General features: G+C 72.8%; 10 protein-coding genes. All 10 read left to right on the plus strand.

Features of this window, described 5'->3' with window-relative positions:
• Nucleotides 1-88: 88 nt before the first annotated feature.
• Entirely contained in the window at nucleotides 89-1,477 is a 1,389-nt protein-coding gene (locus tag PGN25_14230) for an SWIM zinc finger family protein (GenBank protein ID MEH3118706.1), read from the plus strand.
• On the plus strand, nucleotides 1,477-3,072 hold the full coding sequence (locus PGN25_14235) for a DUF5691 domain-containing protein (GenBank protein ID MEH3118707.1): 1,596 nt from the start codon (nucleotides 1,477-1,479) through the stop codon (nucleotides 3,070-3,072). Before PGN25_14230 ends, PGN25_14235 begins: the two co-directional genes overlap by 1 nt.
• Nucleotides 3,069-4,169 (plus strand): AAA family ATPase, encoded by a 1,101-nt coding sequence (locus tag PGN25_14240; GenBank protein MEH3118708.1) that lies wholly within the window; start codon nucleotides 3,069-3,071, stop codon nucleotides 4,167-4,169. The genes PGN25_14235 and PGN25_14240 overlap by 4 nt, the downstream gene beginning before the upstream one ends.
• Nucleotides 4,170-4,176: 7 nt before the next feature.
• Nucleotides 4,177-6,498 carry a DUF5682 family protein gene (locus tag PGN25_14245; GenBank protein ID MEH3118709.1) on the plus strand — a complete coding sequence of 774 codons (2,322 nt, stop codon included), beginning with the start codon at nucleotides 4,177-4,179 and terminating at the stop codon, nucleotides 6,496-6,498.
• The gene (locus PGN25_14250; GenBank protein MEH3118710.1) at nucleotides 6,495-7,667 is read left to right on the plus strand and encodes a VWA domain-containing protein; all 1,173 of its coding nucleotides are present in this window, start codon (nucleotides 6,495-6,497) and stop codon (nucleotides 7,665-7,667) included. Before PGN25_14245 ends, PGN25_14250 begins: the two co-directional genes overlap by 4 nt.
• Before the next feature lie 386 nt (nucleotides 7,668-8,053).
• Nucleotides 8,054-9,133 carry a YcxB family protein gene (locus PGN25_14255; GenBank protein ID MEH3118711.1) on the plus strand — a complete coding sequence of 360 codons (1,080 nt, stop codon included), beginning with the start codon at nucleotides 8,054-8,056 and terminating at the stop codon, nucleotides 9,131-9,133.
• A complete protein-coding gene (locus PGN25_14260) occupies nucleotides 9,130-9,798 on the plus strand; it encodes a hypothetical protein (protein MEH3118712.1) in 669 nt (222 codons plus the stop codon). Before PGN25_14255 ends, PGN25_14260 begins: the two co-directional genes overlap by 4 nt.
• A gap of 867 nt (nucleotides 9,799-10,665) precedes the next feature.
• Nucleotides 10,666-11,574 carry a tyrosine-type recombinase/integrase gene (locus PGN25_14265; protein MEH3118713.1) on the plus strand — a complete coding sequence of 303 codons (909 nt, stop codon included), beginning with the start codon at nucleotides 10,666-10,668 and terminating at the stop codon, nucleotides 11,572-11,574.
• Between the two features lie 4 nt (nucleotides 11,575-11,578).
• Complete coding sequence (locus PGN25_14270; GenBank protein ID MEH3118714.1) at nucleotides 11,579-12,799, plus strand: IS91 family transposase; 1,221 nt, start codon at nucleotides 11,579-11,581, stop codon at nucleotides 12,797-12,799.
• Nucleotides 12,800-13,297: 498 nt separating this feature from the next.
• Nucleotides 13,298-13,912: an amino acid transporter gene (locus PGN25_14275; GenBank protein MEH3118715.1), complete on the plus strand. Its 615-nt coding sequence runs from the start codon at nucleotides 13,298-13,300 to the stop codon at nucleotides 13,910-13,912.
• Nucleotides 13,913-13,968: the final 56 nt, after the last annotated feature.

The raw sequence follows: 13,968 nt of genomic DNA on the forward strand, positions 1-13,968 counted from the left end.
GCTTGAAGCCAGGCTTGCTCATCGAGCCGATTTGTCTAGATTGCCCCACTACAGATTCGATTGACGGACACTCCGCCGCGCGAGCCGCATGAGCCTGACGACTGCCCAGATCCTCGATCTCGCCCCCGACGCGTCGAGCCGCAAGGCCGGGCAGGACCAGGCGAAACCGCAGAAATGGGCCGGCCTCGGCCGGGCGGGGACGGTGATCTGGGGCGAGATCAAGGGCAGCGGCGCGAGCCCCTACCGCACGGTCGCGGATCTCGCCGGCCCCGCCTCGAAATGCACCTGCCCGAGCCGCAAGTTTCCCTGCAAGCACGGCTTGGGCCTGATGCTGGTCGATGCGGGCGCAGCCCTCGCCGAGGCCGAGCCGCCGGACTGGGCCGCCGCCTGGATGAAGGGGCGCGAGAGCCGCGCCGCCGCGGCCGAGACCCGGGCGCAGGCGCCGGCCAAGCCGGTCGACGAGAAGGCGCAGGCCAAGCGTCGCCAGGCCCGCGAGGATCGCGTCGCGGCAGCCCTCGACGCGTTCGACCTCTGGCTGCGCGACCTGATGCGGCGCGGTCTCGCCGCCGCGCGCTCCGAGCCTTACGCCTTCTGGGACCGCATGGCCGGGCGCCTCGTGGACGGTCAGGCGCCGGGCCTCGCCCGCCGCGTGCGTGCCCTGCCGGGGCTGATCGCCGCCGCGCCTCAAGCAGGCGCCCCCCGGCCGGAAGCCGCGCTCGGGCTCGGCCTCGGCCGGCTCGCCCTGCTGGTCCGGGCCGCACGCCGCCTCGACGCCCTGGCGCCCGAGCCGGCGGCGGGCGTGCGCGCCGCGCTCGGCTACCCCGTCACCGCCGAGGAGATGGCGGCCCGGCCGGACCATGCCGACGACTGGGCGGTGCTGGCCCACGCGGTCGAGGAGGAGGACCGCCTCACCGCCCGCTCGGTCTGGCTCGTCGGCCGCGCGAGCGGCGCCCTGGCCCAGGTGCTCGATTACGGGACCGGCGGCTCGCCCTTGCCGCCGGCCCCCGCCGCCGGCCAGGATTTTTCCGGGGCGCTCGCCTTCCAGCCCGGCGACCCGCCGCTGCGCGCCGTTTTTCGCGATGGGCGCGCGGGCCCGGCGGCACAGGCGGCGCTGCCCGGCGCGGCCAGCGTCGCGGCGGCGCGGGAGGCCTTCGCCGAGGTGCTGGCGCGCGCGCCCTGGACCGAGCGCTGGCCGGTGCGGCTGAAGGGCGTGCGGCTCGGGCGGCTTGCCGCCGCGGCGGCCGGCGGCAAGACAGCTCATTTGCCCGCCTTCGCGGCGGGGGACGAGACCGGCTGCCTCGCGCTGCGGGCCGACCCGCGCCTGCCGAGCCTGCTCGCGGTGGCGGCGGGCCGGCCGGTCGACCTGTTCGGCCTCTACGACGGCTACGGCCTGCATCCGCTCGCCCTCGTCACCGAGGGCCGCCTCTACGCGATGCCGGCGCAGGGCGCGCAGCCGGTCCTGCTGCAGGTGGCCTGATGGAGGCTGCCGACTTCGCCGCGGACGGCTGGGAGCCGGCGCTCGCCGCCGCGCTCCTCGGAGCCGAGCGGGCTCTGCCCACCGCCCCCGGTCCGCTGGCCGATCTCGTCGCCGATCTCGCCGCGGAGAGCGATCCCGGCGCCGCCCTGCTGGCCCGGCTCGCCGCGGAAGGCGTCCACCACCTCGCCGGCACGGAACTCGGGCCGGGGGCGCTGGCGCCGACCGAGCCGCGGGAAACGTTCGGGCCCGAATGCCCGCCCGCCGCCGCGACGCGGCTCCACGGCCTCCTCACCGACGGTTCCAGTGCGCGCAACCGCGTCGAGGAGTGGTTCGAGCTCGCCGCCGCGGGGGGACTGCGCCCGCCCGCTTGGCTGCTCCAGGCGCTGATGCTCCACCGCGACAGCCTGCCGGCGACCGCCCCCGCCGTCGTCGGCGGCGAGCTCGACTGGCTCGCCCGTGCCTGCGGCGAGGCCCAGGCCCAAGGGGCAGACGCGGCGGAGGCGTCGGACTGGACGGAAGGGAGTGTGGCCGAGCGCCGCGCCGCCTTCGCCGCCTTCCGCGCGCGCGATCCCGAGGGCGCGCGCGCCGCCCTGGAGCCGGTGTTCCGCAAGGAGAAGGCCGACATCCGCGAGGCCCTGGTCCACGCGCTGGAGACCGGCCTGTCCCCGGCCGACGAGCCCTTCCTCGAAGCCTGCCTCGACGACCGCGCCGGCGGCGTACGGCTGGCCGCGCAGCGCCTGCTGCCGGGGCTTCCCGGCTCGCGCTACGTGGATCGCATGGCGGCGCGGGCGCGGGCCGCGCTGAGCGTCGAGAGCAAGCGCCGGCTGCTCGGCGGCACCACGCACACACTCGTCGTCACCCTGCCGGAGGAGAGCCCCGAACTCGCCCGCGACGGCGTCGAGGCGAACACCTGGGAGCGGCGGGGCGGCGGTGCCCGTGCCTCCCTGCTGCGGGCGATCCTGGCGCGCGCGCCGCTCCACGCCTTCGCCGAGCATCCGCCGCGGCTCTGGATCGAGCTGGCCCTGCGCAGCGAGTGGGCCGAGCCGGTCTTCCACGGGCTGTTCTCGGTGGCCAAGCGCACGCTCGACCCGGCCTGGACGGAGACGATGGCCGACGTCATGGCCGAGGCCCACGAGGGCAAGGTCGCCGGGGTGCGCCGCACCAACGAGGTTCCGGGGATGTGGGCGGAGGCGCTCGATCTCCTGCCCGACGCGGCGTGGGAGGCCCGGGTCGCGGCGCTGATCCGCGCCCGCAAGATCGAGGTGGTGCTGGCCGTGCTGGGCCAAGGCCCGGAGCACTTTTCGGAATCCTTCAGCGCCGCCCTGCTCGACTGGCTCGCCTTCGTCACCCGCGGCTCGGACGCCCTGCGGCGCGACCTCGCCAAGCCGTGGGTGATCGCCCGCCTCGGCGACCGGCTCTGGCCGAGCGACGACAACGCGGCCTCCGCCGCCGCCATCCTGGCGCGCCTGCCGGGGGAGGACGGCGACCGCCTGCGCACGCAGCTCACGGGATTGACCGGCGTGCTGGAACTGCGCGCCGCGATCCGGCGCGACTTCCAGCCGGAGACGACAGCAGGGGGGATTGCCCAAGGATGACATCGACCACCGGAGTCAAGGCCGCGCAGCTTCGCCAGGCCGCCGAGGACGCCTTCGCCGAGGAGATCGCGGCCCTGCGGGACGCAGACGACCGGCCGCGCCCGCCGAACTGGCAGATGTCGCCTCAAGGAGTCGTCACCTACCTCCTGGGCGGGAAGCTGGCATCCGGCTTCGAGGTCACGCCGAAATACATCGGCGACCGGCGCCTGATGGAGGTCGCGGTGGCGACGCTGGCCACCGACCGGGCGCTGCTGCTGCTCGGCGTGCCGGGCACCGCCAAGAGCTGGGTCAGCGAGCATCTGGCGGCGGCGATCTGCGGCACCTCGCGCCTGATCGTGCAGGGCACCGCCGGCACCAGCGAGGAGGCGATCCGCTACGGCTGGAACTACGCGCTGCTGCTCGCCAAGGGCCCGAGCCGCGAGGCGGTGGTGGGCTCGCCCGTCATGCGGGCGATGAGCGAGGGCCGCATCGCCCGCGTCGAGGAACTGACCCGCATCCCCTCGGAGACACAGGACAGCTTCATCACCATCCTCTCGGAAAAGACCCTGCCGATCCCCGAACTGAACGAGGAGGTGCCGGCCCAGAAGGGCTTCAACCTCGTCGCCACGGCCAACAACCGGGATCGCGGCGTCAACGAATTGTCGAGCGCGCTCAAGCGCCGCTTCAACACCGTGGTGCTGCCGCCGCCCGCCACCATCGAGGCGGAGATCGCCATCGTCGAGAGCCGCGTCGCCTCGCTCGGCCGCGCCTTCGAGATCCCGGCCGAGCCGCCGGGCGCCGACCAGATCCGCCGCGTCGTCACGATCTTTCGCGAGTTGCGCGAAGGGGTGACGGCGGACGGCAAGAGCAAGGTGAAGCAGCCGTCCGGCACGCTCTCGACGGCGGAGGCGATCAGCGTCGTCGGCAGCGGGCTGGCGCTCGCCGCGCATTTCGGCGACGGCCGCCTCTCGGCCCACGACCTCGTCTCCGGGATCAGTGGCGCCGTGGTGAAGGACCCGGTGCAGGACGCCATCGTCTGGCGCGAATACCTCGAGACCGTGGTCAAGGAGCGGGACGGCTGGAAGGATTTTTACAAGGCCGCCCGCGCGAGCGCGTGATCTCGCGATGCCCGATATCCGCCTCTTCGGCATCCGCCACCACGGCCCCGGCTCGGCCCGCTCGCTCAAGGCGGCGCTCGACGGGTTCAACCCCGACTGCCTGCTGATCGAGGGGCCGCCGGATGCCGACGCGCTGATCCCGCTCGCGGCGCAGGAGGGCATGGCGCCCCCCGTCGCGCTCCTCGTCTACCGGCCCGACCGGCCGCGGACCTGCGCCTTCTTCCCCTTCGCGGCGTTCTCGCCGGAATGGGTGGCGATGCGCCACGGAATCGCGGCGGGCGCCACCTCGCGCTTCATCGACCTGCCGCACGCGATCCAGCTCGCCGACGGCTTCGGCGTGCCGGACGCGCCCCCCGAGGGCGAGGCCGCGCCGATCGATGCGGAGCCGGTCGCCGAGGCTTCGTCCGAGGCCGGGCTCGCCCCGGCACCGGCCGCGATCCGGCGCGACCCGCTCGGCGAACTCGCGGCACTCGCCGGCTACCCGGACGGCGAGCGCTGGTGGGACGCGCTGGTCGAGAGCCGGGCGGGCGCGGACGGCGACGTGTTCGACGCGATCGGCGAGGCGATGGCGGCCCTGCGCGAGGGCGCCGAGCCCGACACCGACGAGGTTTTCCGCGAGGAGACTCGTGAAGCGCATATGCGCTCGGCGATTCGGCGGGCGGCCAAGGAGGGGTTCGAGCGGATCGCCGTGGTCTGCGGCGCGTGGCACGTGCCGGCACTCGCCCGCCACGATGCCAAGGGCCAGGCAAGCGCCGACGCCGCGACTCTCAAAAACCTGCCCAAGACCAAGGTCGCCGCCGCCTGGGCGCCGTGGTCCTACGAGCGGCTGGCCTTCGCCTCCGGCTACCGCGCCGGGGTGCTCTCGCCCGAATGGTACGACACCCTGTGGCACCACGAGGGGCGGGTCGCCGCCCGCTGGCTCGCCCGCGCCGCCGCCCTGCTGCGCGAAAACGATCTCGACGCCTCGCCCGCCTCGGTGATCGAGGCGGCCCGGCTCGCCGAGGCGCTGGCCGGCTTCCGCGGCCGGTCCCGGCCCTCCCTCGACGACCTCGACGAGGCGGCTCAGGCCACGCTCTGCTTCGCCGACCCGGCGCCGATGGGGCTGATCCGGCGCAAGCTCGTCATCGGCGAGCGCCTCGGCGCCACCCCGCCGGACAGCCCCGGCACCCCGGTCGAGGCGGATTTCGCGGCGCAGTGCAAGCGCCTGCGCCTGAAGCCCGTGGCGGCCGCGGGCGAACTCACCCTCGACCTGCGCAAGGAGACCGACCTCGCCCGCAGCCACTTCCTCAACCGGCTGAGCCTGATCGGCATCCCCTGGGGCACCCGGCGCGAGGCGCGCGGGCGCGGCACCTTCAAGGAGGGCTGGTTCCTCTCCTGGCAGCCGGAATGGGTGGTGGAGCTGGTGGCGGCCTCCGCCGAGGGCGGCACGATCGCCGAGGCCGCCGCCGGCCGGGTGCGGAGCCGCGCGCGGGAGGCGACCCGCGTCGCCGAACTCTCCGGCCTGATCGGCACGCTGCTCGACGCCGACCTCGCCGACGCCACGGCCGAGGTGATCCGCGCGCTCAACGACCGCGCCGCAGTCTCGGCCGACGTGTTCGACCTGATGGAGGCGCTGCCCCCGCTCGCCGAACTCGCCCGCTACGGCTCCGTGCGCTCCTCCGACACCGAACCGGTGCTCGCGGTGGTGCGGGGCCTCGTGCCGCGGGCCGCCGCCGGGCTGGTCGCCGCCTGCCAGAGCCTCGACGACGACGCGGCGGCGGCGGCCAAGGCGCGCATCGTCGCCGTCTCGGGCGCGGTCGCGCTGATCGAGGAGCCCGAGCTGAAGGCGGTCTGGCAGGAAGCCCTGCGGGCGCTGGCCGATCAGGAGCACGTCCACGGCCGCGTCGTCGGCCGCGCCGTGCGCCTGCTGTTCGACGAGCGCGCCATCGCGGCGGGGGAGGCCGGCGAGCGCCTGCGTCTCGCCCTGTCGCGGGCCACGGGCGCGGTCCCGGCCGCCGCCTGGATCGAGGGGTTCCTGGAGGACAGCTGCACGGTGCTGATCCACGGGCGGGACCTGCTCGCCGTGGTCGACGAATGGCTCTGCGGCCTCGACGAGGCTCTGTTCACGGAATTGCTGCCGCTGGTGCGCCGCACCTTCGCGACGCTGGCGCCCGCCGAGCGCCGGGCGGTCGGCGAGGCGCTGGCCCGGCCGGGCGGGGCCGCCCCCGGCGCGGCGGAGGGGCCTCGGGGCTTCGATGCGGCGCGCGCGGCCAAGGTGCTGCCGGTCCTGCGCCTGCTGCTCGGCCCCGAGCCCAGGACCGCGGACGAAACCACCGGAGACGCCGCATGAGCCAGCCTGCGAACGAGACGGAGCGTCTGCGCCGCTGGCGCCTCGTGCTCGGCGGCGGGGCCGCGGAAGGCACCGGCTGCACCCTGACCGAGCGCGACCAGCGCATCGACCGGGCGCTGGGCGCCCTCTACGATTCCGACCGCAAGGGGGGCCTCGGCGCCTCCGCCCCTTCCGTGCCGCGCTGGCTCGGCGACATCCGCGACTACTTTCCGGCCTCCGTGGTGCAGGTGATGCAGCGCGACGCCTTCGAGCGGCTCGACCTCAAGCGGATGCTGACCGAGCCGGAGATGCTGGAGGCGGTCCAGCCCGACGTCTCCCTCGTCTCGACCCTGATCTCGATGCGCGGCCTGCTCGGCGGGCGCACCAAGGAGACGGCGCGCCTCGTGGTGCGCAAGGTGGTGGACGCGCTGATGAAACGGCTGGAGGAGCCGCTGCGGCAGGCGGTGACCGGGGCGATCGACCGCGCCAGCGTCAACCGCCGCCCGCGCCACGCCGAGATCGACTGGAACCGCACCATCCGGGCGAACCTGCGCCACTATCAGGCGGAGTACCGCACCGTCATCCCCGAGACGCGCCTCGGCCACGGGCGCAAAAGCCGCGGATCGCTGAAAGACGTGATCCTGTGCATCGACCAGTCGGGCTCGATGGCCAATTCCGTGGTGTATTCGAGCATCTTCGGGGCGGTGATGGCCTCGCTGCCCGCCGTCTCGACCCGGCTCGTGGTGTTCGACACCGAGGTGGTCGATCTCTCCGACGCGATGGACGATCCGGTCGAGGTGCTGTTCTCGGTCCGGCTCGGCGGCGGCACCGACATCAACCGGGCGGTGGGCTACTGCGCCTCGCGCATCACCCGGCCCGAGGACACGGTGCTGGTCTTGATCTCCGACCTCTACGAGGGCGGGGTCGAGGCCGGCCTGCTCGCCCAGGCGCAGCGCCTCGTTGCTGCTGGCGTGCAGGTGGTGGCGCTGCTGGCCCTCTCCGACGAGGGCGCGCCGGCCTACGACCGGGGGCTGGCCGCGCGGCTCGCCGCGCTCGGCGTGCCCGCCTTCGCCTGCACGCCGGACCTGTTCCCCGACATGATGGCGGCGGCGATCCGCAAGCAGGATCTCAACGCCTGGGCCGCGGGCGCCGGCATCGCCGCCGTCCCGGCCGCCGCCCGCGACGGCTGAGCGGCCCCGACATCCTCGGCCTGATATCGTTTCCGATTGATCGCTTCGGGTTTCGCCCCCCTCCGTCATCGCGAGCGGCCGCGAAGCGATCCAGGGCGCGACAGGTCCGGAAAGGGCGCGCCCTGGATGGCTTGCGCCGAGCCTCGCAAGGACGCAGGACAGGCCGAACTCATCAACCGGATGTCGTATGACATCCTCGAACCCTGAAATCCGGGAGACTCTTCCTGCCCGTCGTCCCCGCCATCTCCGGCCGCCCACCCGTTCCGGACGCGCCGCTGACCTTCGAGGCTCCGCTGACCGACGCGCACCGGGTCACGGGCAACCTCTACGCGCAGAGGGCGCCGCTCGCAGCGCAGAGGCGGCGCATCCTCACGCTCGGCCTGCCGGTGCTGTGGTTCCTGGCCCTGCTCGGTGCGGTCTCGGCCTGGGCGACGGCGGGCGGCCGGCGCAGCCTGTCGGCGCTCTGGCGCGACCTGCCGGGCTTCGACCTGCTGCCGCTCGCCGCCTGTCTCGCGCTGATCGCGCTCACCCTGCTCGCCACCTACGCGCTCCACCCTCGGTTCGCCCGCCGCCGGGTGCGGGCCCTGATGGGGCCGCCCGGACGGGAGGGGCCGGTCCCGGTGCGCTACCGGCTCGACGGGGCCGGGCTGACCCAGACCGCGCCGGATCTCGTCAGCTTCGTGCCCTGGCCGCGCATCGGCGGTCTCGGGGAGGACCGGCACCATCTCTTCATCCCGGTCGGGATCGGGGACGTCCCGATCGTCCTGCCCAAGTCGCATCTGGGCGCGGAGGCCGCCGCGGGCGTCCGGCGCTGGACGCAAGCCTGCGCCGACCGGCCCGCCCCCGCCCCGCCGCCGGCCGAACCGGAGACCGCGCCCGGAGCGGTGCGCGCCACGATGCGCCTGACGGCGGAGGAGCGGGTGCCGATCATCCTGCGCGCTCTGGAAAATCCGTGCGCGCGGCGCGCCCGGCTCACCGGTGCCGCCGCGTGGCTCGTCGGCCTGACCCTGCTCTACCCCGCCCTGCTGGCGATGCTCTGGGCGGTCGATCCCTACCGGGTGCCGCTGGCCGACGCGCTGCCGCTCTTCGCCGAGATGGTCGCCGGCGATGCTTGGAAGCCCGCCGCCTTCACCGCGGCGGTGATCGCCCTGTTCTTCGCGGCCCACCCCTACGCGCGCCGCTGGTTCGCGGGGGATCTCGCCAAGCAACTCGAGGCCGAGGCGCCCCCGGGCGAGGCCGCGATCGCGATCGACGAGACCGGCATCGTCACGGCGCAGGACGGCGCCCATGCCCGCCTCGGCTGGCCGCTGTTCCGCGGGTGCGAGCGGGTCGGCGATCTGGTGATCCTGCCGATGCGCTGGAACGACGTGCTGCCCGTGCCGCTGCGGATCTTCGAGCCGGAGGCGCGCGCCCGCTTCGAGGCCCTCGCCGAACGCCACCTCCCGAAGGAGACCCGCGCCCGATGACCGACGCCCTCCGCCGCGGCCGCGCGGCCCTTCTCCCGTCCTGCCTGTTCCTTGCTCTGCTCGCGATCGCCCCGGCGCGGGCCGAGGAGGCGCCGGAGACGACCGAGGACTCCGCGGTCGTGGCGCCGGACGAGACCGACGCCCCTGCGGGCCCGATCACGCTGCGCCTCGACCAGGGCTTCGTGCTCGACCTGCCGGCGGGCTGGGTGCTGGAGGAGGCCGACGCGGATCCCGGCGACGCCACCGGCCGGCGCGTGGTGCGGGTCGTGTGCGAGACCCCGGCCTGCGCCCGCACCCAGGAAGCCTGCACCCTGCGCCTGCGCACGAAGGCGGTCGAGGGCGAGGACGACGCGGCCCGCCTCGCCGGGCTCCACGCCGCGCCGCTCTCCCGCTACTTCCGCCTGCGCGCGGTGCTGAAGAGCACGAGCCCCGGCGCCTCGATCCGCCGCCCGCTCCGGACCGAGCGGTTCGGCGCGCGCGACTGGATCGCGGTCGAGACCGAGGCGGCACCGCGGTTCAAGTCGGGCCTGTTCGCCGAGACGGTGATCGACGGCCGCTATCTCGGGGCGATCTGCAAGACCTGCGAGACCGGCGCGGTGCGCCACGAAGCCGCCCGGGCGATCCTCGGCAGCGTCCGCCGGGTGGAGCGCTCGGCGGCGCGCTGAGAGGGCGATCGAGCGGAGCGCCGTCTCGACCGCCGCCGGCACCTGCTTGGCCGCCATCTCCGGCACCTGCACGGTGACGAGGCCGGTGCCGGGGGCACCGCGCACCACCGCGACCCACTTGGTGTAGGCCAGCCCGTTGGCGTTCTGCGTCCCGCGCAGGACGAAGCCCTTGCCGCCGGCCACCGCCAGCGCCTCGCTGCCGCCCTTCACCTTGAAGCCGGTCGGAGCCAGGGCCTCGGCGGTGAAGCGTCCGGCGATCTGGTCCCAGGCCTCCGGCGGCCTCTCCACGAGGACGATCGAGGCGCCGGCGCGATGCTCGAAACCGGCGAAGCCCTTGGCCGGGGTCATGCCGGGCGGCGGCACGAGGCCGAGGGCGCCGGCGGGCGGAAACACCGGTTCGGCGGCGTGCGCCGGCATCGCCAGCAAGGCGAACAGCCCCGCGAAAAGCCCGCGCGGCACCGGCCGGCGCGGGAGGAAACGAATGCGGGACCAATCCATCATGCACGGCTCCTGCGAGGGGCCGTTCCGGGCCCGGCCCGGGGGCAGGCACGCCGCATCCGGGCCGGCGGACCGGAGGCCGCCCGATCGAATCGCGGTGCAGCCTAGGGTCAAAACCCAATCAGCTCGACCGCGTGAGCGGCTGCTTCCGACCCAAGCCCGCCGTTTCGCCAGCCAACAGCGCTCCCCGAAAGCGGTCACTCCTCGGCCGTCCGGGAACTTCGGCTCGGGGTGGATGAACGAACCCGCTCGCGCGGGATGGGTGGCAGCTTCGAGGTCGGCGGATTGACCCGAACGCCCTGCGCCGATTGAGGGGCGCCCAGCTCGGGCGGACGATCCCGGCTCCCTTCCTTCGAGCGGAGCCATCCCATGACCGTCCTTGCCGTTCCCGCCGCTGCCGGCGGCTCGCTGCGTCAGCGCCTGATCGACGATATGACCCTGCGCCGGTTCTCCCGGGCGACGCAGCGCAACTACATCCGCGACGTCGGGCGGCTGGCTGCCTTCCTGCGGCGATCGCCCGATACCGCGACCGGCGACGACCTGCGCCGCTTCCAGATCGCTCAACAGGAGGTCGGCCTCGGCGTGCCGACGATGAACGCCATCGTCTCCGCCCTGCGCTTCTTCTTCGTCCACACGCTCAACCGCCCCGATCTCGCCCGCAGGCTGGTCCGCCTCAACCAGCCGCGCACCCTGCCCGATGTGCTGAGCGCCGACGAGGTCGGGCGTCTGCTCGATGCCACGGTCTGCCTGAAGCATCTCGCCGCCCTGTCGCTCGCCTACGGCGCGGGCCTGCGCGTGGCCGAGGTCGCCGCACTCAGGATCGGCGATATCGACTCGACCCGCATGATCCTGCGGATCGAACGCGGCAAGGGCGGCCGCGACCGCAATGCCATGCTGTCGGCCGATCTCCTGGACCTGCTGCGGCGCTGGTGGAGCGAGGGCCACCGGCAGGGTGTCCTGCAGCGTCAGGGCTGGCTGTTCCCCGGGCAGGACTGGGCACGGCCGATCAGCACACGCCAGCTTCACCGCGTCGTCGTCGAGACGGCGCGCGCGGCCGGGATCTCCAAGCGCGTCGGTCCCCATACCCTGCGCCACTCCTTCGCCACCCATCTCCTGGAGGACGGCGTCGACATCCGCGTCATCCAGGTCCTGCTCGGGCACAGCCGGCTCGACACCACCGCCCTCTACGCCAAGGGCGCCACCCGGACGGTGCGGGCCGTGACGAGCCCGCTCGACAGGCTCGCCCTGTTCCATAGACAGGGGCCCGCGCCGGGCTGAGACGATGCCCGCCGCGACGGCCGCCACCATCGAGCTGGCCGACGTCTTCCGCGCCGCCGGTCCGGCCTATCGCGCCGAGCAGGCCGGGCATCTGAGCCTGGATACGCTGAAGGTGATGGCGGCGATCGAGCGCTGCCGCACCGCCAGCCTCGGCGGCCACGTCGAGGGCTGCGACGCGTGCGGCCACCTGCGCGTCGCCTACAACTCCTGTCGCAACCGGCATTGCCCCCGGTGCCAGGGCGCGGCCGCCCGCGACTGGCTCGCCGCGCGCGAGGCCGACCTCCTGCCGGTCGGCTACTTCCACGTCGTCTTCACCCTGCCGGCCGAGATCGCCGCCATCGCCTTCCAGAACAAGGCCGCCGTCTACGACCTGCTGTTCCGGGCGGCGAGCACCACCATGATGCGGATCGCCGCCGACCCGAAGCACCTCGGGGCCCGCATCGGCCTCACCACCGTGCTCCACACCTGGGGTTCGGCCATGACCCACCATCCCCATGTCCACATGATCGTCCCCGGCGGCGGCCTCTCCCCGGACGGGACCCGCTGGATCGCCGCGCGCCCCGGCTTCCTCCTGCCGGTGCGGGTGCTGGGCCTGCTGTTCCGCCGCCTGTTCCTCGAAGGGCTCGCCGCCCTCCACGCGGCCGGGGCGCTCGCCTTCTTCGGCCCCCTGGCCCCACTCTCGGATCCCAGGGCCTTCGCCCGTGCGCTCGCCCCGGTGCGCCGGAAGCGCTGGGTGGTCTACGCCAAGCCGCCCTTTGCCGGACCGAAGGCCGTCCTCGCCTATCTGGCGCGCTACACCCACCGCGTCGCCATCTCCAGCCGACGCCTCCTCGCCTTCGATGGGGCGAGCGTCAGCTTCCGCGTCAAGGACTACCGGCGCGACGAAGCCGGACGGGCACGGGTCATGACCCTGTCGGCCGCGGAGTTCATCCGGCGCTTCCTGCTTCACGTCCTGCCGCGCGGCTTCCACCGCATCCGGCACTACGGCTTCCTCACAGGCTCGAACCGGAAGGCGGTTCTAGCGCACATCCGCACCATCCTCGGCGTCCCGGCCCCGCCTCGGCCCACCGCCGACGCACCCGATCCGCCAGACGGCCCCGGCCAAGCCCGGCCGCCTTGCCCCTGCTGCGGCGGTCCCATGACGATCGTCGGAGCCTTTGCGAGGTGGCATCGGCCCCGTGGACCGCCGTTCCGCTCCCCACCGAACCGGGCGTGGACGCCATGACCCGGCATGGCCTGACGTCACCAAAGACCCGCAGAGCTGCGCTCCGGGGCACGCCTTCGCACGGGCCGACCGCCAGGATGAGCCTCACAAACGCGGTCGTCGAACCCCGGTGCGCATCGCCAGGCCCTGGGGGCCCGCCAGTCCGAGACCTCTCAGCCACACAACCGGCGAGGTTTGCCCGCCGTCGCTCCGCCACTGGGGGCGACGCCCGGCCCAAATCCCCATAGGCCCGCCCGCCATCCCGCGGGTTCGTTCATCCACGACTTTCGTACGCCTCACGGCGACCGAAACTCTTCAGGTTGGACCGCTCACGACCCCTTGCCGGCCCTCGGAAGGTCCGCTTTTCGGCCGCTTGGCGGCCGCTGAACCATGACTGGAACGGGTGGGTTTTGCCGGTCCGCCTGATTGATGCTGCCTTGATGAAACAGACGTTCCATCAAGGGGGCTACAGCTTTTATCAGCTTTCGTTCTTTACAAGTACTCCATACGGATATTTCGATGAGCCCTCTCGACGAGGACGCTTGGGATGCATGGTCCCCCCACGAACTCGGTCAGCGTCTCCGAGAAGCAATCCTCCCATGGTACGTCGCAGGCGGATGGGCTCTGGACGTTTGGCATGACAAGCAAACGCGTGAGCACGAAGACTTAGAGTTTGTTGTTATTCGCAATGATGTAGATCATTTTCGCACCATTTTACATGAGCTAGATTTTTTTACCGTAAAAGACGGAGCAATCGAATATTTGCCCCCGTCAGCCCACCTGCCAAGCGATGTGTGGCAGCTTTGGGGGGGAGACATGCGGCAAGGTTGTTGGCGAGTGGACCTGATGATCGAGCAAGGGACGCCAGACCTATGGGTCTACAAGCACGATCGGACAATAAATATGGCACGCTCTGATGCTGTTCGTGTGAGCGAAGCGGGCATCCCATACCTTGCTCCAATGAATGCCATATTGTTTAAAGCCAAGCATTGCAGAAATAAAGATCAGATAGATTTCAAACTTTGTTTGCCTAAATTTTCTGCCGAAGAGAAGGAGCAATTGATTATCTGGTTGAATGAATTGCACCCTGACCATGAGTGGATTACAAATCTGCAAATTAGCCGACAGTGCTGAGATCACACAGGTGAAGGTATTGGGGTGGGGCGCAGGCGGAACGTCCGCTCGCGAGC

The organism is Methylorubrum populi (assembly GCA_036946625.1).
Lineage (GTDB): Bacteria > Pseudomonadota > Alphaproteobacteria > Rhizobiales > Beijerinckiaceae > Methylobacterium > Methylobacterium populi_C.